Origin of the sequence: Chitinophaga sp., from assembly GCF_035564935.1 — a bacterium.
In the GTDB taxonomy this organism is placed as follows: domain Bacteria; phylum Bacteroidota; class Bacteroidia; order Chitinophagales; family Chitinophagaceae; genus Chitinophaga.
On sequence record NZ_DATMTE010000836.1, the window covers coordinates 1 to 19168 of the forward strand.

At 48.7% G+C, this 19168-nt stretch carries 17 protein-coding genes; 1 reads left to right on the top strand and 16 read right to left on the bottom strand.

Annotated features, from left to right (window positions below; translation table 11 throughout):
• Positions 1-137 precede the first annotated feature (137 nt).
• Positions 138-833, top strand: a complete 696-nt coding sequence (locus tag VN105_RS21735; RefSeq protein ID WP_325644145.1) for a DUF3592 domain-containing protein — start codon at positions 138-140, stop codon at positions 831-833.
• A gap of 48 nt (positions 834-881) precedes the next feature.
• On the opposite strand, the gene VN105_RS21740 is transcribed toward VN105_RS21735, so the two are convergent.
• The 16 genes from VN105_RS21740 to VN105_RS21815 form a co-directional block, all read right to left on the bottom strand.
• Positions 882-1961, bottom strand: coding sequence for an alpha/beta hydrolase (locus VN105_RS21740; RefSeq protein ID WP_325644147.1), 1080 nt, complete (start codon positions 1959-1961; stop codon positions 882-884).
• The gene (locus VN105_RS21745; protein ID WP_325644149.1) at positions 1958-3940 is read right to left on the bottom strand and encodes a redoxin domain-containing protein; all 1983 of its coding nucleotides are present in this window, start codon (positions 3938-3940) and stop codon (positions 1958-1960) included. The genes VN105_RS21740 and VN105_RS21745 overlap by 4 nt, the downstream gene beginning before the upstream one ends.
• A 21-nt stretch (positions 3941-3961) precedes the next feature.
• A complete protein-coding gene (locus VN105_RS21750; protein WP_325644151.1) occupies positions 3962-5320 on the bottom strand; it encodes a RagB/SusD family nutrient uptake outer membrane protein in 1359 nt (452 codons plus the stop codon).
• Positions 5321-5342: 22 nt separating this feature from the next.
• Positions 5343-8891 carry a SusC/RagA family TonB-linked outer membrane protein gene (locus VN105_RS21755; protein ID WP_325644153.1) on the bottom strand — a complete coding sequence of 1183 codons (3549 nt, stop codon included), beginning with the start codon at positions 8889-8891 and terminating at the stop codon, positions 5343-5345.
• Between the two features lie 33 nt (positions 8892-8924).
• Positions 8925-9956: a FecR family protein gene (locus tag VN105_RS21760; RefSeq protein ID WP_325644155.1), complete on the bottom strand. Its 1032-nt coding sequence runs from the start codon at positions 9954-9956 to the stop codon at positions 8925-8927.
• A 94-nt stretch (positions 9957-10050) separates the two neighbouring features.
• Positions 10051-10596: an RNA polymerase sigma-70 factor gene (locus VN105_RS21765; RefSeq protein ID WP_325644157.1), complete on the bottom strand. Its 546-nt coding sequence runs from the start codon at positions 10594-10596 to the stop codon at positions 10051-10053.
• A 310-nt stretch (positions 10597-10906) separates the two neighbouring features.
• A complete protein-coding gene (locus tag VN105_RS21770; RefSeq protein ID WP_325644159.1) occupies positions 10907-11320 on the bottom strand; it encodes an arsenate reductase ArsC in 414 nt (137 codons plus the stop codon).
• A 22-nt stretch (positions 11321-11342) separates the two neighbouring features.
• Positions 11343-11852 carry a DUF6428 family protein gene (locus tag VN105_RS21775; RefSeq protein ID WP_325644161.1) on the bottom strand — a complete coding sequence of 170 codons (510 nt, stop codon included), beginning with the start codon at positions 11850-11852 and terminating at the stop codon, positions 11343-11345.
• Positions 11845-12948 (bottom strand): ACR3 family arsenite efflux transporter, encoded by a 1104-nt coding sequence (gene arsB, locus VN105_RS21780; protein WP_325644163.1) that lies wholly within the window; start codon positions 12946-12948, stop codon positions 11845-11847. Before arsB ends, VN105_RS21775 begins: the two co-directional genes overlap by 8 nt.
• 56 nt (positions 12949-13004) lie before the next feature.
• Positions 13005-13334, bottom strand: a complete 330-nt coding sequence (locus tag VN105_RS21785) for a metalloregulator ArsR/SmtB family transcription factor (RefSeq protein ID WP_325644165.1) — start codon at positions 13332-13334, stop codon at positions 13005-13007.
• Between the two features lie 204 nt (positions 13335-13538).
• The gene (locus VN105_RS21790; RefSeq protein WP_325644167.1) at positions 13539-14702 is read right to left on the bottom strand and encodes a DUF5009 domain-containing protein; all 1164 of its coding nucleotides are present in this window, start codon (positions 14700-14702) and stop codon (positions 13539-13541) included.
• A 147-nt stretch (positions 14703-14849) separates the two neighbouring features.
• Positions 14850-15101, bottom strand: a complete 252-nt coding sequence (locus tag VN105_RS21795; protein WP_325644169.1) for a DUF6755 family protein — start codon at positions 15099-15101, stop codon at positions 14850-14852.
• A gap of 68 nt (positions 15102-15169) precedes the next feature.
• Positions 15170-15682: a Rieske (2Fe-2S) protein gene (locus VN105_RS21800; protein WP_325644171.1), complete on the bottom strand. Its 513-nt coding sequence runs from the start codon at positions 15680-15682 to the stop codon at positions 15170-15172.
• A 10-nt stretch (positions 15683-15692) separates the two neighbouring features.
• On the bottom strand, positions 15693-16262 hold the full coding sequence (locus VN105_RS21805; RefSeq protein WP_325644173.1) for a 4Fe-4S dicluster domain-containing protein: 570 nt from the start codon (positions 16260-16262) through the stop codon (positions 15693-15695).
• A gap of 24 nt (positions 16263-16286) precedes the next feature.
• The gene (locus VN105_RS21810) at positions 16287-18500 is read right to left on the bottom strand and encodes a molybdopterin oxidoreductase family protein (RefSeq protein WP_325644175.1); all 2214 of its coding nucleotides are present in this window, start codon (positions 18498-18500) and stop codon (positions 16287-16289) included.
• A gap of 35 nt (positions 18501-18535) precedes the next feature.
• Positions 18536-19168, bottom strand: a 633-nt coding sequence (locus VN105_RS21815; RefSeq protein WP_325644177.1) for a hypothetical protein, incomplete at its 5' end; no start/stop codon positions are given.

The following is a 19168-nucleotide window of genomic DNA, read 5'->3' on the forward strand; positions in this document are numbered from 1 at the left end:
CTTAATAAAAAAAGGACTGGAGCAATTAAAACATAGATTCCCGGCACCTGTGACAGTTTAATACCAAAGTCGGGGTCCTTCCCCTCTATTCATTCTCATTTTTATTATCTTACACCCTTACTTAACCCATTGTTTACATGAAACGCAATTCCGTATCTTTAGTTTTCAACATCTTCCTGGTCATTGGCATTGTTATGCTAACCGTTTCCCTTATCTTCTTTTATAACGTTAAAAAGTTCAATGCTTCCGCAGTAAAAACCAATGGCACCGTGGTAGACCTCATCGCCAAAAGAGGTTCCAAATCCACCACCTATTCCCCGGTTGTAACCTACAATGATGAAGCTGGTGTAAAGCACCGTTATGTTTCCAATGTATCCTCCAGCCCGGCAGGATACGATATCGGCGACCAGGTGGAGATTTACTACAACCCCAATGATCCTGACAATGCTCAAATAGCCGGCTGGCGGCAATATTTCGCCGTATTTATCACCGGCGTATTCGCATTGATATTTGGCCTTATTGGTTTGGGATATCATATTGTGAGAAAGGTGGGCCATTCCAGGAAGGAACGGCTGAAACAATCAGGGCAGCTGGTGCAGGCCGGTTTTATTGCTGTGGATATAAACAGTGTTGTTTCTGTTAACCGCCGTCACCCTTTTTTTATCCGGTGTGAGTGGAAAGATCCGCTTACCGGGATCACGCATCCTTTTAAAAGTGGTTTTATCTGGTCGGACCCTACCCCGTATATTGACCGGGATAAAAAGATAGATGTGTACGTGGACAGGAATACTTTTAAGAAGTATTACGTTGATATTTCTTCTTTCGAAAGATAGAAAAGCCATCCCTGGAAAGGGATGGCGGTCATCACTCTATGATTGATGTTATAAAAACATTTGCATCCAGTTCCTGATCACTACCCATGCTTCGGGTGCAAAGTCGCCCTTCAGCTGCGGCAGTTCGCTGTTTGTACAGCTTTCGCAATGCAGGAAAAGATGATTTAGCCCGGGCAGTACTTTCACTGTCACCTGCTTGTTACCGTTCTCTTTTAAAACCGTTTCAATGGTGGCCAGGTTTTCTTTGTAAGGCACCATGATGTCCTTATCGCCGTTCAGTGCCAGGAAAGGTACTTTGATCTGTTGCAGGAAAGGGGCAGGATCAAACCGCAGGTGGTATTGATACCAGGGGCCGGTAGCCTGCCGGATATAAGACTCCAGGAAGAAGCGCATGTGATCTGCTTCCCCGGCCTTGTCTTTCGCATAGGCGCTGTCGTCAGCATGTTTCCATGCATTGTACGTAGTGCGGAGGCGTGTCTCCATTTCCGGCGTATAGGCGTAACGGTAAGCCGTATCAAACATCAGTGTGGTGATGGTACGGTGGCGGTTTTTATCGTAATCAGCAATGGGCGCTGCATCAATGATGGCATTGTTTTGCAGCTTCAGCGCCTGGATACCGGTAGTGGCCAGTCCTGCCAGGGTGATCACAAACGCCACATTTTTACTTTCAGCAGCGGCAATGATAGCGGCGGCGCCACCTTCGCTATGGCCAATGAGCCCTGTTACTGTAACGCCTGGCTGCAACCGCAGGAAGCCGATGGCCGCCAGTGCATCGTCCGCAAAATCTTTGGTGGTAGCCGTTTCATATACGCCATTGGTTTCACCGGTACCGCGATCATCTGTACGGAGCACTGCAATGCCTGTTGCCGCCAGGGAATCGGCCAGGGCTTTAAACATTTTGTGACCTGCCATGGTGCCATCCCGGTCCTGCTTACCGGTACCGGACAATAATACTACGGCGGGGAAGTTTTTGCGGTTAGCCGGAATGGTAAATGTGCCACCGAAGCGGATACTTTTATCTTTATTATAGAAATGCACGTCTGTACTATGTGCGCCCTGGGCATATACAGCTGACGCTGAAGTGCATATAACGGTCCAAACAACTGCCAGGCATCCTCTTATATTCATCCTTCTTTCTTTAATAACTCAATGATGTAGGATATTTCATCCGCCAGTGCGCTTGGACTTCCGTAATAACCACTTCCCAGCCAGCGGATCACGCCATGCTGATCGATGATCACCTTTGCCGGGATACCGGAGAAAGACAGGGCTTTGGTGTATTTGTTATAGGTGTCGTCGAGCTGACCGGTGCTGTCGCTTTTGGCATCCAGCAACACATCCAGGTGCATACCTTTGGATGAGAGGAATTTTTTGATCTGATCCTTGTAGTCCGGTTTGGTTTCCATGGTGGCAATAAAGTAGAAGTTCACGTTTTTGTCTTTACTATATTTATCTACTGCCATCTGCATACCGGGCATTGCTGCTTTACACGGGCCGCACCAGGTAGCCCAGAAATCCAGCACTACAATTTTGCCTTTCATTTTGGACAGGTTAGCTACCCCACCGGTGAGTTGCTGCAATTTAAAATCCGGCGCAGGTTTGCGGATCAATTGTGCACGCAGGGCTTCCCGTTCTGCGGATAAGCCTTCTGTGCTTTTCATGCCCTGAAAATAAGCGTCGAAGCCGTCTTCTTTTTTATGCTTACGGATGTATTCCTGTTTTAACAGCGCTATTACTTCCGGCGTGGCTTTATTGGTCCTGGCGGCGTTCTCCGCCACCTGCATGGCATCCGCATGCCTGCCGGTATTTTCCAGCAAGGTAGCGTACAGGCTCATAAAATCAGCGCTGTTAGCCCCTGGCTGGGTTTTCACTTTTTCCATCCACAACAGGGCGGTTTTATCATCGCCCAGCGTATGTAACAGGGAAGCATGTCCCATAAAGGCGGGCACGGCGTAGTTCAGCAATAGTGCCTTCCATTGCAGTGGTGAATAGAAGCGGCTTTCAGCACCGTTCTTTCTATTGATCGCTGCTTCCATATGCGTTACCAGTTTTTTGGACCAGGGCAGTGCATCTGCCGGTTTTATTTCATCATGCGCCAGCGCATTCACGATCAGGTGACGATGAAATTCCGAAAGCGACTCAAAGGAGGACACATCCATCATTTCATCCAGTATGTCCAGTTTTTTTGTGGCCATTATCTGTTCATATACCACGCTGCGGAAAGCCTTGTTGTAATACAGTTGCTGGATCTCTGTATTTACGTTTTCAAACTGCTGCGGCGGAAATTTTTTCACAAACTCTTTCCACAAGGCATAACGGCTGCCGGACTGGCCCATGAACATTTTATATACCATGGCATCACGGGCAGCCACACCGGAAGGGAACCTGGCAATGATCACTTTATTCATGGAGTCTGCGCGGGATCTGTCTCCCAATAAATTTTTATACGCCCTGCTCACCTCCATCAACTCCGCTTCGGTAGCATCTTTCAGGCTGCTTATATAATTTATTTCCCGGGGGATGATGGTATCGGCGCGTTTTTCACCGCTGTTTTTCAGGATCGCCATTGCGTTATAAAAAATATGACGCCTGCTTTCCGGGTGGTACCGGAGTTCATTATTCATCCAGAACAGGCCTACTTCATCGGTGATCTTTACGGTATCGTCTATAGCAGGCGGCACAGTTTGTTTCATTTCCGGGAGGCGTAAAAAAGCCCAGGCAGCATAGCCGGTGGGCATCTGACCACCTTTAGGATTGGACAATATAATGGCATAGGTAGGAGTGCCACCTTTATCTGTAATACCGTTGGCAGAAAAATTAGCTACTACAAACGCCGTTTTTTCCGGTAAATGATAGCGTGTTACCCAACCTGAATCCGTCATTTTCATCTGCAGGTCCTGTGTTTCCCACTGATCGTTCTTATACAGCCAGATCACACCGGTAACGGGCGCCTGTCCTTTCAGCGGGGTATTTTCCGGGTTGTAGTAAAGCGTTACCGTATCGCCGGCCATTGGATGCGCAGGCGTAAATTTCATTGCCGATTGTGAGAAGGCCATTCCGGAGCATAATACTGCCGGCATTACGAGGGCCGTTTTTATTTTATTCATCTGGAGATTCTTTTATAATGTTTATCTCGGGTTTTGTTCCAGCGATGGATTCAGCTGGATATTAAATGCCGGCACAGGGAAAATATACCGGTTGCTGCCGGGTGTAAGCGTATAGCTTTCACCGGTAGCAATATTGGTACGGGTAATATTTTCTGCAAAACGGCTGTCTGTAAACAAACGTTTCTGATCAAACCAGCGGATACAGGTAAAACATAATTCCCTCCTTCTTTCCTGCAATACTTTTACCAGCGCATCGTTTGCACTGGTGGCGGTCATTGGTGCAAAATCCGCCGCTGCAAAACGTTTGGCCCTTAAAATATTCACCGTACCCATAGCGGCGCCGGCGTTACCGGCCCTGGCCTGGCATTCGGCTTTAATGAGCAGCATTTCAGGTACAGATACGCCGATGTTGCGGTTGGCGCCGGCAACGGCTTCCCTGGAAGAAATACGGTAGGTAACTCCCCCGTCGGTGTAGTCGCCGGTAAGATAGCTGTAGCGGTAGTCTTTCACATCGTATAACGATAACAACCCGCTGCTCATCACCTGTAAATTGGAGTACTGATGGCTCATTCCCGCTGTTTTGGAAAAAATGATCTCCGGGTTATCTGTGCGCTGCGGGTAGCTGGTAAGCGTGGGCAGGTTCAGCAGGCCGGATTGGATCTTCAGGGCATTGTCTGCATTTTCAAGTGCCGCCGGGTACTGTCCTATTTGCAGGTAAACTCTTGCCAGCATAGCATAAGCCGCTGCTTTGGACGGATAGAGATTGTAAGTGTTTTGTTCCGGCAGATCAGGGATAGCCGCCTGCAGGTCGTTGAGCACCTGGTCGTATACCTGTTGCACAGTGGCGCGGGTGGCTGCAACAGACACATCGGGCTCCAGGAGCAAAGGTACTCCCGGGTCGGTGGCTTTGCTGCTTTCATTGTACTGCTTTGCATACATATTTACCAGGGTAAAATAGCTGTATGCGCGGTGTACCCTTGCTTCCGCCAACACCTGCTTTTTCAGTGGCACCGTACCGCCGTTGCTGTTCATTACATCATGGATCACCAGGTTGCAGGGATAAATAGTAGCGTACAATATTTTCCAGTCCGGATCGGCGGTGAGGGCATTATAATATTCAGCGCTCCACATATAAGCATTCAGGAGCTCGGGCGATAAACGTTGCTGCAACGATGCGCTGGTATACTCAATATCGTCTGCCGTCATATCCGGCATATCCACGGAGCGTTCCATGTTCTGGCGGTTGTTCATCAGGTAGCGGTAGTTAATATAATCGTCGGGCGTAAGTGCGCCTTCTGTTTTTATATCCGTGTATTTGCTGCACGATTGAAAAAGCGTACCGGTAATAATAAAAAGAAGGAATATTTTATATCGTTTCATTTGACTGCGTTTTGAGATGAGATCAGAAGCTTACATTCAGTGAAAAATTATACGATGCCGACGGGGGCAGCTTCATATTCCGGATACTTGGCGGGAAATCAGGATCTATACCATCCGCATTTTTGGTCCACAGCAACGCCAGGTTCCTGGCCGCGCCGGTAAAAGAAATACCCTTAACCGGCAGGCGGCTGAACAATGCGGCCGGCACCTTATAACTGAGCGCCACTTCCCTTAAGCGGATATGATCTCCGGGTAATACATTGATATCGGCATTGATATACCTGATAGCTCCTGCGCTGTTGCCACTCAGGCCGGGTACATTGGTAAACGCTTCATCTCCCGGTTTACGCCAGCGCTTATCCAGCAGGTTGTTATAGTCGTAGTTCCCGAACCCGTAACGGCCGGGGTATTCGCTGGGCACGGGGCGCTGGAATACGTAACCCAGTTTATAGGTGATCATTACATCAAGTGAAAAGCCTTTGTAGCGGAATGTTTGGCTCAGGCTTCCAAAATAGGGCGCTGATAAGCGGCCGGCATTTTTCAGGTCGCTGATATCCTTTGGCGACTGGTTAATATTCAGTGTATCGCCTTTGCCGCCCAGCACCAGCGGGCTGCCTTTGCTATCCAGGCCCGCGTAGCGGAACACCATCAGGTAATCTGTAGGTAACCCTTCAATAGGGCCGCTCACACCGGCTGATCTGAGCAGCGCGCTGGTCACATTATACCTGGCGTCTGTTACCTTGTTGGTATTATACGAGAACACCACGTTGGCAGACCATTCAAAGGCATGCCGGCGGATGATTTTGCCGCCTAGCGACAGGTCGATCCCTTTCCCGCTGAGAGAAGAAGTATTACGGGTAAGATTGTCGAATCCCACGGTATTATCTACCGGGAAAGTGGCAAAAAGATCAGTGCCCTTTTTATAATAAAATTCTGCGGTACCATACAGGCGGTTATCAAATAAGGCATAATCTATCCCCAGGTTATATACCCCCGTTTGTTCCCAGCGCAGGGAAGGATTGGCCGGTGAAGTGATCCCTGCATAAGGATCGTATGGGTATTGATAATCAGTTCCCAGGTACAGCTGATCGTATGGTAATGCAGTAGTGCTGATATTACCGTTGATACCGTAGGTAGCGCGCAGGGTAAGCCCGCTTATCCAGCTCACTGGCTGCATAAAGTCCTCTTTGGATAATGCCCATGCTACACCGGTGGACCAGAAAGGTTTTGCGCGGTATTTTTTATCGAGTCCGAAGTTATTATAGTCATCGTACCGCGCGCTGCCCGACAGGGTATACTTACCTGCATAGGTATATGAAAAGTTGCCGTAGTAAGAGAGGTAGCGTTTCCGTTTGGAGGAATACGTCACGCCGTAAGGTACTGTTCCCTGGTAGCCGTCTACCGTAACATAAGGAGTTACATAATCTACCGGTTTGCTGTACTGGGTTTGCGTATTAAATCCATACAGGCGGTTAGTATTGGACCCATCAATGGTTTGGCGTGCTTCCATACCTGCCAGTGCATTCACCTGGTGATTACCGGAAAAATTCCGGTCCAGGCTAAGCTGGCCGCGTACACTGTAGTTATTTTTTGAATAATCGGATGTTTCCATGATGGCGCCCAGGGGGATGCCATACACCAGCTTTCCGTTCGCATCAATAGAGGTAGCGCCGTTCAGCAGGTTGCGGGTATAGTAGGAACTGTCCGGGTGAAAGAATTTACCGGAAGATGATGACCGTTCTGCCATATACTGTGCATTAAAGCTCAGTCCTTTGTAGATTGGTATATTCAGCCCCAGGATAGCAGCGTAGTTGCTTTCATTGGTAGTATTGTCCAGCATCGCCTGTTCATCCATATAGTTGTAACGCCAGGGCATATATCCCCGTGCTTCCAGCTGGGTCAGCCTGCCGGAATAATACGCCTGTGAATATCCCACGTTGTTACCGTTATCATCTACCAGCTGGTCGTAAGGCATGAGCGGAGTAGGCGAAGGAGCATATACGCTGGTACCCAATCCGCCGGTGCTGTAGCGGAACCAGTTCCCACGCAGGTTGGCCGACAGGGTTACATTTTTAAAGAAGGTAAATTCCTGGTTAGCCGTTAACGTGATCCTTTCGCCGAAAGTTTTTTTAGCGCTGGTATTTTCCCGGTCGTAGGCGCCGGAAACGAAATAGGTATGCCTGCCGGTACCGCCGCTGATACTAAGATCGTAGTGGCTGGTAGAAGCAGGTTTCAGAAGATATTGCTCTACCTGTTTCCTGGAATCCCGGCCTTTCAGTATGGTAAATGCGTCGTCTACCTGTGCCTGGGTCACGTCCCCTCTTTTGAGGCGGAAAAGCCAATCTACCACCTGGCTTACCGGCCGCTGGCTGGAGGCGGGCAGGCTGGCCGGATCGGTGATAAAACCTTTGTTCACCAGTTCCTGCTCGTAATCGATCATCTGTGCCGCGTTCATCATTGGCATGGATGATAACCTGGGCTTACCGTTCAGGCCCAGTCCTGCGGTAAAGGAGATGCGCGGCGTGCCGTCATTTATTTTCCCTTTTTTGGTAGTGATCACAATTACGCCTGCAGACGCGCGTGCGCCCCAGATAGAAGCGGCGGCGGCATCTTTCAGGAAGGTGATCTGTTCTACATCAGCGGGGTTGATGGTACGCATATCCAGCTCCGTAGGAAAACCGTCTATCACCACCAGTGGCTTTTTATTTACATCGTTGTTCAGTGTGCTGGCGCCCCTGATGGCAATTGTATAACTGCCGTTTCCCTGCACGGCGCCATTCAGGTTGCCATATACAAAGGTGTTGTCTGATTCGGTAAGGTTCAGCAGTACGCCGGGCACCTGCCCCTCGAGGCGGTAAAGCACATTGGGCACGGGGATCTTTTCCAGGTCTTTTGCCGTTACCACGCCAAAGGAGCCGGTAGCGCGTTCTTTAGGCAGGTTTACATAACCGGTGGATACTACTTCCACCTGTTTCAGGTTGCCTACGCGTTCAGGTAAGGTAACGTTATAGTTCTTTGCCGCGCCCAGCATTACGTTCCGGCTTTCAAATCCCACGCTGGAAAAAGACAACATCGTTTCATCTTCCGGGAGCTGTATAAAATATTCACCGTTATCGTTGGTGAAGGCGGTTTTCTTAGTAGTGAGGCCCAGGATACTAACGCCGGGTATCCCCTGTTGTTCGCTGTTGATCACCTTACCGGCGATGGTCCTGTTTCCCGTGCGGGGCATAGTTTCCAGCTGCCGGGATCCGGCGGGAACTTCCTGGCTTTTTTTGATGAGCACATTGTTTCCTTTCACCGTGAAAGTTAGACCGGTGTTATGCAGCAGTTGCTTCAGTGCATCTTCCAGCCGTTCATTGGTACAATCAAATTGCACGCGGGGAAGGGCTTCCAGGTCTTTCGACTGGTAACCGAAATACTTACCCGTTTGCGCCTGCATTTGCCGGAACACTTCTTTGAAAGTAGTGTTGGCCAGGTGCAGGGTTACTCTTTCTTCTTTTTCCTGTGCATAGGAAAGGGAAAAGTTCAGGCATAGCAATGCCAGCAGCACTGCAACAATCTTTTTTGTCATCTCGTACTTTAATTGGTTGATTTAAATGTGTAGTCAGTAAACTACGTAACCGTCCTGATTCCTGGCGTACTTTGCATTGGCCAGTTCACATATGATATCAAGGGCACTGTCAACAGATGTATTCTTCTTAAACCCGGTAGTGATCAGCAGGTTAGCCAATGCCGGGTTGTTGGTTTTTATATTGATGCCGTAAAAGATCTGAAGATCTTTCAGAATATCTGCCAGTGGTTCATCGTTGAAACTGATGTCTCCTGTTTGCCAGCCGGCGGTATTCATGCCGGTGGTATTGCGTTGCAGCACTTCGCCGGTAAGCATGGTGAGGTGCATTTCCTGTCCTTTGATAAGGGTGGATATATCTTTTTTATCTTTTGAGATCTTTACTTTTCCTGTAACCACCGATACGATGGCCTGGCTGCGGCCCGGATAGGCTTTAATATTGAAAGAGGTGCCGAGTACGGTGGTGGTCATTCCGCCGGCGGAATGGATCACGAAAGGCCATGCAGCCGCGTTGGATACTTCAAAGAATGCTTCTCCTTCCAGGAATATTTCCCTGCGCTGCGGATCAAACTGATCAGGATACCTAACTTCCGATCCGCTGTTCAGTACAATCCGCGTACTGTCGGCCAGCACCAGTACTTTACGTTCCCGGTTGCCGGTACGGATGGAGGTAGTGGCGGCGATCAATGCAGGCGTATGCTTTTTTTGCAGGCTGGCGGCCACCGGCGCCGGTGTATGGCGGGCGGAATACATCCATGCGCCTGCACCCAATATCAGCAGGAAAGAGGCGGCGGCGGCCCAGCGAAAGGTATTTCGCCGCTGATAGAAAGGGATCACTTTTGCAGGCCTAGCCGGGCGAACGGCCAGGTCTATCTCCCCGCGGTTATTGACGTAGGTAGCCGACGGTGTTTCCAGCCGTACTTCACTGTATAGCTGGTCCAGCAGGGATATCATCAAATCGTTCTCCTTATTGGCATCCAGGAGGTCGAAGAATTGATTCCTTTCTTCCGGCGTGCATTTGCCGGAAATGTATAACCTGAAAAGATGTGTAAAATGTGCCTGATCCAATCTCCGTTCGTATTAAAAATGACAGGTCCTGATAAAGGACTATACCTTACTGACGTTTGAAAAACGCCGGTGTCCTATTGCCTGGAAAAAAAAATTAAAATAATTTAATCTGGCCGGCTACCATTTTACGGAGATAGCTTAAAGCGGCGGTTAGCTGGTTTTTTACGGTAGATGGGGAAATGCTGAGTTCTTCTGCTATTTCGTTGCGGGTGCGGCCTTCCACCTGGCTCAGCTGGTAAATGATCCGGCGCTGGGGTGGCAGCTGGTTGATGGCTTCCGCCAGGGCAAATTCATATTCTTTGGCCACTATATTATCGTAGGTGCGGCTTTCCTCCCACTGGTGGTCGTTGAAGTATTCCGCGCGCAGGCGACGGTCGTTTGCCAGCTGACGCAATACATCCACTACCTTATTGCGGACCATCCTATACAGATAATCTTCTATATTAGTAATGGCGCTGAACTGGTCGCGGACCGTCCACAGCTTAATAAATACTTCCTGGATAATGTCGCGGGCGAGTAATTCAGACTGGATGGTTTTCAGGGCAAAGCAATAGAGGGGGTATTCATACAGGCGGAAATAGGCGGTAAACTGCTCCTGTAGCAGCAATTCCTCCCCGTTTATGATCTCTTTCCCCTTCATCCCTGATTTCTAAAGTTAAGGCACAAATGTATTGAAAGTTTCGCGGATTTTGCCTGACTCAGGATTAAACTGATTTCATTGATTACGCTGATTAGATTTTGTGGGATTTTTGAAGGATTCGGGGAGATAGAAGCGGATATTGTCAGACGCAGGATTTTGATGATTACGCTGATTACCCTGATTTGATTTTTGTGATGATTTTAAAATGATTTGGGGAGATAGAAGCGGATGACCAACTTTTTCCGGTGTGGGGAGCATGGAATTACCGGCGGGGTAAATGGTGTTGTACCCCGCCGGGTTCAAAAGACATTTACAGGTATTGTTCCACAAATTTTTTTGTGTAATCTTTTATTATTTGCCGCACCTCCCTGAAGGCAGCCGTCACCTGTTCTTCCGTGCCGGTGGCCTTTGCGGGGTCCGGGAAATTTTCATGCAGCTTTATGGCTGATGACGGGAAAAAGGGGCATCGTTCTTTTGCATGATCGCATACCGTAATTACATAATCGAAATCAATGTTCCTGTATTCGTTGATGTTATTGGAAGTATGTGTGGAGATATCAATGCCATCTTCCGCCATGGTGGCTATTGCGCGGGGATTAACGCCATGCGTTTCCACCCCGGCGCTGTAAACTTCCGCTTTGTTGCCGGCAAAATGTTTCAGGTAACCTTCAGCGATCTGGCTGCGGCAGCTGTTGCCGGTGCATAGTACTAATACTTTTTTCATGTGTTTGTTTTTGTGATCATGATCAGCAACAGCCGCCTCCCGGTGTGCAGGAGGTACCGGCTTCCAACGTTTTGCTTCCAGGTGTACCGCAGGTAGCGCCACGATCCGTTGCCTTACACTGTGTGGCATCCGGCTGCAGGTTCACCACCAGGTTTTCTCCTTCCAGGCGGAATTGGTTGGGATACATCTGCCGGGTATCAAATGCTGCATTACCAAATTCTATTTTCACTATAGCCTCCGGGTGCAGGTCTATACTCTTCTCTACCAGGTCTACTATCTTCAAAGCCTTATTCACGGCCATTGCGCGGTTAGTTTGTGATTGTTCCGGCTCCCATAACTGTACAATGATTTCTGTCCACGCATTCATTTTCCCCCCGCAATCTACGGACGTAATGGGCGCCTGTTTAATTTCAGTGATGTGGTAAGATGGCGCTACCAGCGTACCTGCTGCGTATTGAAACTGTAGTATTTGTTCCGGGTATTTTTCCAGCTGGGACCTGAAAGATTGCCAGGTCATTCTTGTGTTAGTCATGATATGAAGGATTTATTTTTTCAGGAAAATTGTTGTTGCCGGTATTACCATACCAGCGTTTACGAAGGCGAAAGGCCACATTCACGAGGGCTATCAGCGCCGGCACTTCTACCAGCGGACCAATAACGCCCACGAAAGCCTGGCCTGAGTTAATGCCAAATACCCCGATGGCCACTGCAATAGCTAATTCAAAATTGTTGCCGGCGGCGGTAAAGGCAATGGATGCATTCTGGGAATAGTTGGCCCCCGCTATCTTTCCCAAAACAAAACTCACCAGGAACATAATAACAAAGTACACCATCAGCGGAATGGCTATCCGTACCACATCCAAAGGGATTTGCACGATCAGTTCCCCTTTCAGGCTAAACATCACAACAATGGTGAACAAGAGGGCAATAAGCGTAACAGGGGAAATAAAAGGTATAAATCGCTCCCGGAACCATTCCTCTCCTTTCAACGCCACCAGGCCGTATTGGCTGATAATGCCTGCGGCAAAAGGAATCCCGAGATAGATGCCCACACTCCTGGCAATTTGCGCTACAGACACCTCTACAGTGATACCCTTCAGGCCAAACACCGTTGGCAACCAGGTAATAAACACATACGCATATACACTATAAAGCAATACCTGGAAAATGCTGTTGAGCGCTACCAGTCCTGCTGCATATTCACGATCGCCATCTGCCAGTTCATTCCATACTACCACCATGGCAATACACCTGGCCAAACCGATAAGAATAAGCCCTGTCATATATTCGGCGTACCCATGGAGGAACAATACCGCCAAACCGAACATCAGCAGGGGACCAATTACCCAGTTCAGTAACAGGGATAATGATAACACCTTTATATTGCGAAACACTTTCCCTATCCTGTTATACTTCACTTTCGCCAATGGCGGATACATCATCAGGATCAGGCCGGCGGCCAGGGGAACATTAGTGGTTCCGGACGAAAAGGAATTAATAACCCCCGGTAAAAAAGGAAAGAAATAGCCAATACCAATGCCGGTGGCCATGGCCAGGAAAATCCATCCTGTAAGATACCTGTCTGTAAAACCCAGCTTTTTACGCTGTGCCGGACTACAATGCTCCATGTGAACAACAATTCATTGTATAATTGCAATATTGCGATTAATATAGATAAAAAATTTTAACAGCAGGATTTGATCTCCTTTGCTTCTGTGAAGAATGCCCCGAATATTTTACCGTACTGGTTCCATACTTTTGGATTAATACAATAGCAAACACTGGCTCCTTCAATAGTTCCCTGGATTAAACCCGCGTTTTTCAGCTCCTTCAGGTGCTGGGAAGTAGTAGCCTGGGCCAGCCCCAGTTCATCCACCAGATCGCCGCAAACGCAGGCATTCTTTTTAACAAGGTATTGCAAAATGGCTATGCGGGCAGGGTGCGCCAACGCCTTCGCCATAGTGGCGATATCGTTCTGCTGTTTCGTGAACAGGTCTGATTTTGTAGCTCCCATATATTAGCGCTTAAACACATCGCAATATTACGATTAGATATCCTGATCTGCAAAAAAAATTTCTTCTCCCCGGGTGTAACGCATACAGCAAACAGTGTCAACGGCCGGGAAATGCACCGGGAAAGGCGCTCCCCGTCTTTCATCTCCCAAAAATAAAAAAAGCGTGATACAACATGTACCACGCTTTCAGTCAATATCATTGTTTTATACTTTCAGGAACAACTTCTGTTTATACATAAAATACAGGAACAGCCATTTTACAAATACCAGGGAGATGGCGAGGGCCACAGCCCCGAACGGGTCGCCCACCAATTGTCCCAGCCATTTAAAAACAGCATTATTGGAATAACCCCAATCAATAAAATGACCGGAAATATAAATGAGGATGGAGTTCATCCCGATCACCCTGAAAAAGAAGGCCCACTTCCTGTACCCGGCTATATCGATCACATAATAAAAGAGCGCCAGCAGCAACAGGCTGATACCTCCCACGTGCAGCACAAAGGAGCTGGTCCACAGGTTTTTATTAATGGGAAAATCCAGGTTCCATACCTGCGCCAGTACCAGGAAAATTACACCGGTAAGCGCCATTACGCCTACTTTCCTCACCGGGGCCATGGTACTGTTACGTAATAAATTGCCGGTAAGAATGCCCAGCATCGCCGTGCTGATGGCCGGGAAGGTAGAGGTAAACCCTTCCGGGTCATGAATACCCAGGTACAACTTACCGGGAAGAATACAGCGATCGAGGTAGGAAGCAAAATTCCCCTCCATGGTAAGATCACCTGCAGGGAAACCGGGTGCGGAAGCAAATTTTAACAGCAGCCAGTAAGTTACCAGGATGGCGGCAAACCAGATCATCTGCGCCCGCTCTTTTGTATACAGGTAAATGATATTGGCAAACATATAAGCCAGCCCGATACGCCCCAGCACACTGCCAAAACGGATCTGCGACACCGGCTGGATCTGCAGCCCGTTATTGTAAATAATACCCAGCAACACCAGTATCAGCCCCCTTTTGATAACGCGCAACAAAAGCTGGCTCCTGCTCTTCCCCTTCTCTATTTCACGGCCAACCGAATACGGGGTAGACACGCCGGCCATAAACAGGAAAAGCGGGAAAATGAGGTCGTAAAAATGGAACCCGTTCCACGCGGGATGTTCCAGCTGTACAGCTACTCCTTCCCAGAAAGGTGATCCCGTTGCTTTGGCAATGGCCTGGAAAATGGAGCCGCCGCCCATGATCCAGAACATATCAAATCCCCGCAAGGCGTCGAGGGAATAGAGCCGGCCCTTTTTTTCATTGTTGGGGGTTACCACTGCTGATGCGGCCCCGGCGTCCACTGGCATTGTTGTTAATGTGCTCATGGTGTAGTAAGTGATTTTGGCAGGATACAAGCTAATAAAAAAGGAGAACTTTTTAAAAAAAATAAAAAAAGGTTGGAGCGGAGATTGTCTGACTCAGGATTAAACTGATTACATTGATTACCCTGATTAGATTTTTTTTGTGATTTTTTATTTGTCTTTTTTTCTATCTCCCATGGGGAGGAAATATAACCAGAAAAATCCGATCAGGAATAAAATGAAGGACGCTATAAATGCGGGCAATGCAATATCCCGGTTGTCGCCAAGGGCGTTGTTAAGGCCGGTGTACAACAGCCAGATCTGGATGCCGATGTTCAGAATGAGGATAACGATCAGCGCCGACATCAGCGTATTCGATTTGTTGGGATGGGCTTTGTTTTGAGCTTCTTTGAAATTGCTCATATATAGTGATTTTAGGGAGATGATTGTTTGCGATAATATTTTTTGAGATGACTGCTTTGGATGACCGTTTAACTACCGGTTTCATTTCCATGAGCCCTTACGTATACATCATCGCCTTTTAGCAGTACTTCCAGGGCGGGTAACGGGCGGGGCGGCGGACCGGCTGTTACTTCGCCGGTCATGGCGTCGAAGAAGCCTTCGTGGCAAGGGCATACTACCTGGCCGCTGCCTGGTTTGTAATATACGGCGCAGGATAAATGCGTACATTTCTGCTCATAAGCTCTCCAATGGCCATTCTCCAGCCGGATAAGGATGTAAGGGATGGTGCTGCCCGCAATAACGAAGGAGCGGGTGCCTCCCACCGGTACGCTGTTTGCTTTGCAAACAAAATGTTCTCCCTTTACTTCTTCGGGCGGAAAGAAATTGGCCTTTACCGCCACATAAGCGCTGCCAACGGCCAGGCCACCGGATACCAGGCATAAAAACCGTGCAAAATCCCTGCGGCTTACAGAAGTTGCTTCTGTTCTTTCCACAGGGAAATCCTGTTTCCAGTTAGGTTCTTTTGCTGTTTGATCAGACATATCTTTCAGTTTAATGAACTTTCAATTGGGTACTTCCTTTGGGCATCATGATATTTACTTTGGTGGTTACCACCTGCTCACCAAATACGAACGCATTAACAGGCGTACTGTTAGGACGCATCCGGCTTATTTCTTCACGGGTGCCGTAAAACAATGCCTGGCTGGGACAAACCGTTGCGCACATCGGCTTCTTTCCCGCACTGGTACGGTCGTAACACATGTTGCACTTCATCATCATATCGTATTTCTCTTCTTTGATGGGCACTCCGAACGGGCAAGCCATCACACAGTTGGAACAGCCGATGCAGCGGGAGGTATTGGCGCTGTGCACCACTCCGAAATCATCTTTACTGATGGCATCCGCCGGGCATACCTTGGCGCATACCGGGTCATCGCAGTGCATACATACCTGTACCGTAGTTTGAATGGTAACGGCACGCTCCACGTAGTTCACATGTATCATGCTTTCCTGGCCATTGGTTTCACATTCTGCACAGGCCATTTCACAGGCTTTACAACCAATGCATCGTTGCATGTCAACGAAAAACTCCATGTCTGTTTTGTAGGCGGTAACTTCCATTTTGCAAATGCGGTTTAATGATCATCAGATACTGTTGAACGCCGTTGTTTCACCAGGCGTGGAAATAAACCCCAGCGGTTCCAGTTTACAGGCGCATACTTTAAATTCCGGGATCTTTGATACAGGATCGAGCGTACCGATAGTAAGCTGGTTGGCCGATTTCCTGCCCGGCCAGTGATAAGGAATAAACACCGTGTCTTTACGGATGGTTTCCACAATATTAGCCGGGAACTCACCCGTACCACGACGGGTACTCACCTTTACCATTTCCCGTTGTCTGATCCCGTATTTCGCGGCCAGTTCCGGGTGAATTTCCAGCAACGGTTCGGGGATCAGTCCTACCAGCTTGCCGATACGCCTGGTTTGCGAGCCGCTGAGGTATTGCGATACCACGCGGCCGGTGGTGAGTACCACCGGGTATTCTTCGTCCGTTACTTCCCCGGGATCGCGGTAATGAACGGGATTAAAATGCGCCTTACCATCGGGTGTGGCGAATTTTTTATCTTCCCATAAACGCGGCGTACCCGGATGATCTTCCGAAGGACAGGGCCAGAAAACGCCCATGTTATCTTCTATTTTTTTATAGGTGATGCCGTAATAATCGGCCGTTCCTCCTTTAGAGGCCACGCGCAGTTCATTAAAGATGGCTTCGGAATCCTTATAGGTAAATTTATCCGCCGCTCCGAGGCGTGCCGCAAGGTCCAGGATAATGGAGGTATCTGTATGCGCATTTCCCGGTGGACTAACGGCAGCGCGTATACGAACCACACGGCCTTCCGCAGTGGTAACGGTCCCCTCTTCTTCTTCATGAAGGGATCCTGCCAGTATAATATCTGCATGGCGTGCCGTTTCATTCAGGAAGAAGTCGATAGCCACATAAAATTCCAGCTTTTCCAGCGCTTCCCTTACATAGTTATTATTAGGCAGTGACACCAGCGGGTTAAAGCAGATAGACAACAACCCTTTTACTTCACCGCGGTGAATGGCTTCAATCAGTTCATAGGCGGTAAGTCCTTTCCCCGGCAGCTCGGATTCTGGAATACCCCATACGCCTGCAATATATTTCCGGTGTTCGGGGTTGGTAATATCGCGGTTGCCGGGCAGCTGATCACATTTATGCCCGTGCTCCCTGCCGCCCTGGCCGTTGCCCTGCCCGGTAATGGTGCCGTAGCCGCAGTACGGGCGGCCAATACGGCCGGTGGCCAGCACCAGGTTAATACAACCCAGTACATTTTCCACTCCTTTGGAATGATGCTCTATGCCACGTGCATGCAACAGGAAACTGGTGCTGGCTTTACCCCAAAGGGCGGCGGCCTGTTCTATTTTTTCTTTCTCAATACCTGTTACCTGCTCCGCCCATTCCAGGGTATAATCTTTTACAGCCGCAATGGTTTCCTCAAAACCGGTAGTGTGGTTATTAATAAAATCATGATCCAGCATATCATGGTCTACCAGGTATTTGAGCATGGCGCCATACAGCGCGGAGTCGGTGCCTGGTTTTATGGGCAGATGGATATCGGCGGTACGCGCCAGGGGGATCACACGGGGATCCACCACAATCAGTTTGGCGCCGTTATCTCTTGCCCGCCAGATCCAGTAAGTAAGTGTAGGAAAGGTTTCGCTTACATTGGCGCCGGCTACAATGATCACTTCCGCATGTGCAAGGTCGGTGTAGTTATTGGAGGTACGGTCTAACCCGAATGCTTTTTTATTACCGGCGCCGGCGCTTACCATACACAGGCGTCCGTTATAATCGAGGTTACTTGTTTTAACGGCAACGCGGGCAAACTTGCCCATCAGGTAACTTTTTTCATTGGTGAGGGAAACGCCCGATAAGATAGAGAAAGCATCCTTACCGTAGGTTTGCTGGATCCGTTGGATCTCTGTCGTTACCCGGTCCATCGCTGCATCCCAGGATACCGGTTTAAACCCTTTTCCTTCCACCCTTTCCAGCGGTTCCAGCAGGCGGTCGGGGTGATTGTCCTGCAGGTAGCGCTGCACGCCTTTGGGGCAAAGCCGGCCTTCGTTAAAAGGAAATTCCATCCACGGCTCAAATCCTACCACCTTATTGTTTTTCACGAGCAACTGGATACCGCATTGCATGCCACAAAAGCAACAATGTGTTTTCACGGTAGCATCCGGTTCGTCCCTTCCGGGGTAGCCTTCAGTGGGTGTGAAGTTCAGGTGCGGTCCAAAATCATCGATGATCTTTTCTGGTGATACGGGTAATTTTGCCATACAGATAGTAGTTGAGTCCGGATGTTACGAATTGGTTATCCAAAAAACGACCCGCCTTCCTGCCTGGCTTTGAGGTGTGCTTTTGCCAGCAGGGAGCGTTTGCCTTCGGGGCTGTAATCCAGGTGGGAGCTGCCGTCTTCCAGTGTGAAATCGAAGCCTACCTGTTTGGTCACTATTTTAAGATCGTTTACATGCAGTTGTGTGGTAAATTCCTTACCGGTGTGGGGGCATACGGCCATTCCTCTTTTTTTGCCTTCCCGTTTATAGATGTGTGCGCCTATTTGGGCCGGGCGCTGGATAATATGAAAAAATTTCCCGAAAGGGATCCATACCAGGAACAATATAACAGAAATGGCATGAGTAACTGACATAAAATCGTATGCCATTCCTTTCATGAAGGCGTAGCTGAAATTAAGTCCAAGCCCTGTTACCGAAATAATGATGAGGAGTATGAGTGGCAGCAGGTCGCCTTCAAAGGTTTGCGACGCAATGAGTCCCGCATTGGTTAATCTTCTTACAAAAAAAATAACCGCTCCGGCAATTACTGCCCAGGAGCACCAGGTAAGCGCGTGAAAAATGAGAAAAGCCAATACGGACCCCAGTTTAAAAGACATTACTTTAAACCCGAAAAAATTGGCGTTGTACAACTTAACCGTATTAGGATCCAG

Bases quoted from the DNA above. Each gene is read 5' to 3' on its own strand.
- VN105_RS21765 (WP_325644157.1), bottom strand. From the start codon at position 10,596: ATGAAGGGGAAAGAGATCATAAACGGGGAGGAATTGCTGCTACAGGAG.
- VN105_RS21755 (WP_325644153.1), bottom strand. From the start codon at position 8,891: ATGACAAAAAAGATTGTTGCAGTGCTGCTGGCATTGCTATGCCTGAAC.
- VN105_RS21745 (WP_325644149.1), bottom strand. From the start codon at position 3,940: ATGAATAAAATAAAAACGGCCCTCGTAATGCCGGCAGTATTATGCTCC.
- VN105_RS21735 (WP_325644145.1), top strand. From the start codon at position 138: ATGAAACGCAATTCCGTATCTTTAGTTTTCAACATCTTCCTGGTCATT.
- VN105_RS21750 (WP_325644151.1), bottom strand. From the start codon at position 5,320: ATGAAACGATATAAAATATTCCTTCTTTTTATTATTACCGGTACGCTT.
- VN105_RS21810 (WP_325644175.1), bottom strand. From the start codon at position 18,500: ATGGCAAAATTACCCGTATCACCAGAAAAGATCATCGATGATTTTGGA.
- VN105_RS21790 (WP_325644167.1), bottom strand. From the start codon at position 14,702: ATGAGCACATTAACAACAATGCCAGTGGACGCCGGGGCCGCATCAGCA.
- arsB (WP_325644163.1), bottom strand. From the start codon at position 12,948: ATGGAGCATTGTAGTCCGGCACAGCGTAAAAAGCTGGGTTTTACAGAC.
- VN105_RS21740 (WP_325644147.1), bottom strand. From the start codon at position 1,961: ATGAATATAAGAGGATGCCTGGCAGTTGTTTGGACCGTTATATGCACT.
- VN105_RS21785 (WP_325644165.1), bottom strand. From the start codon at position 13,334: ATGGGAGCTACAAAATCAGACCTGTTCACGAAACAGCAGAACGATATC.
- VN105_RS21775 (WP_325644161.1), bottom strand. From the start codon at position 11,852: ATGACTAACACAAGAATGACCTGGCAATCTTTCAGGTCCCAGCTGGAA.
- VN105_RS21795 (WP_325644169.1), bottom strand. From the start codon at position 15,101: ATGAGCAATTTCAAAGAAGCTCAAAACAAAGCCCATCCCAACAAATCG.
- VN105_RS21800 (WP_325644171.1), bottom strand. From the start codon at position 15,682: ATGTCTGATCAAACAGCAAAAGAACCTAACTGGAAACAGGATTTCCCT.
- VN105_RS21770 (WP_325644159.1), bottom strand. From the start codon at position 11,320: ATGAAAAAAGTATTAGTACTATGCACCGGCAACAGCTGCCGCAGCCAG.
- VN105_RS21805 (WP_325644173.1), bottom strand. From the start codon at position 16,262: ATGGAAGTTACCGCCTACAAAACAGACATGGAGTTTTTCGTTGACATG.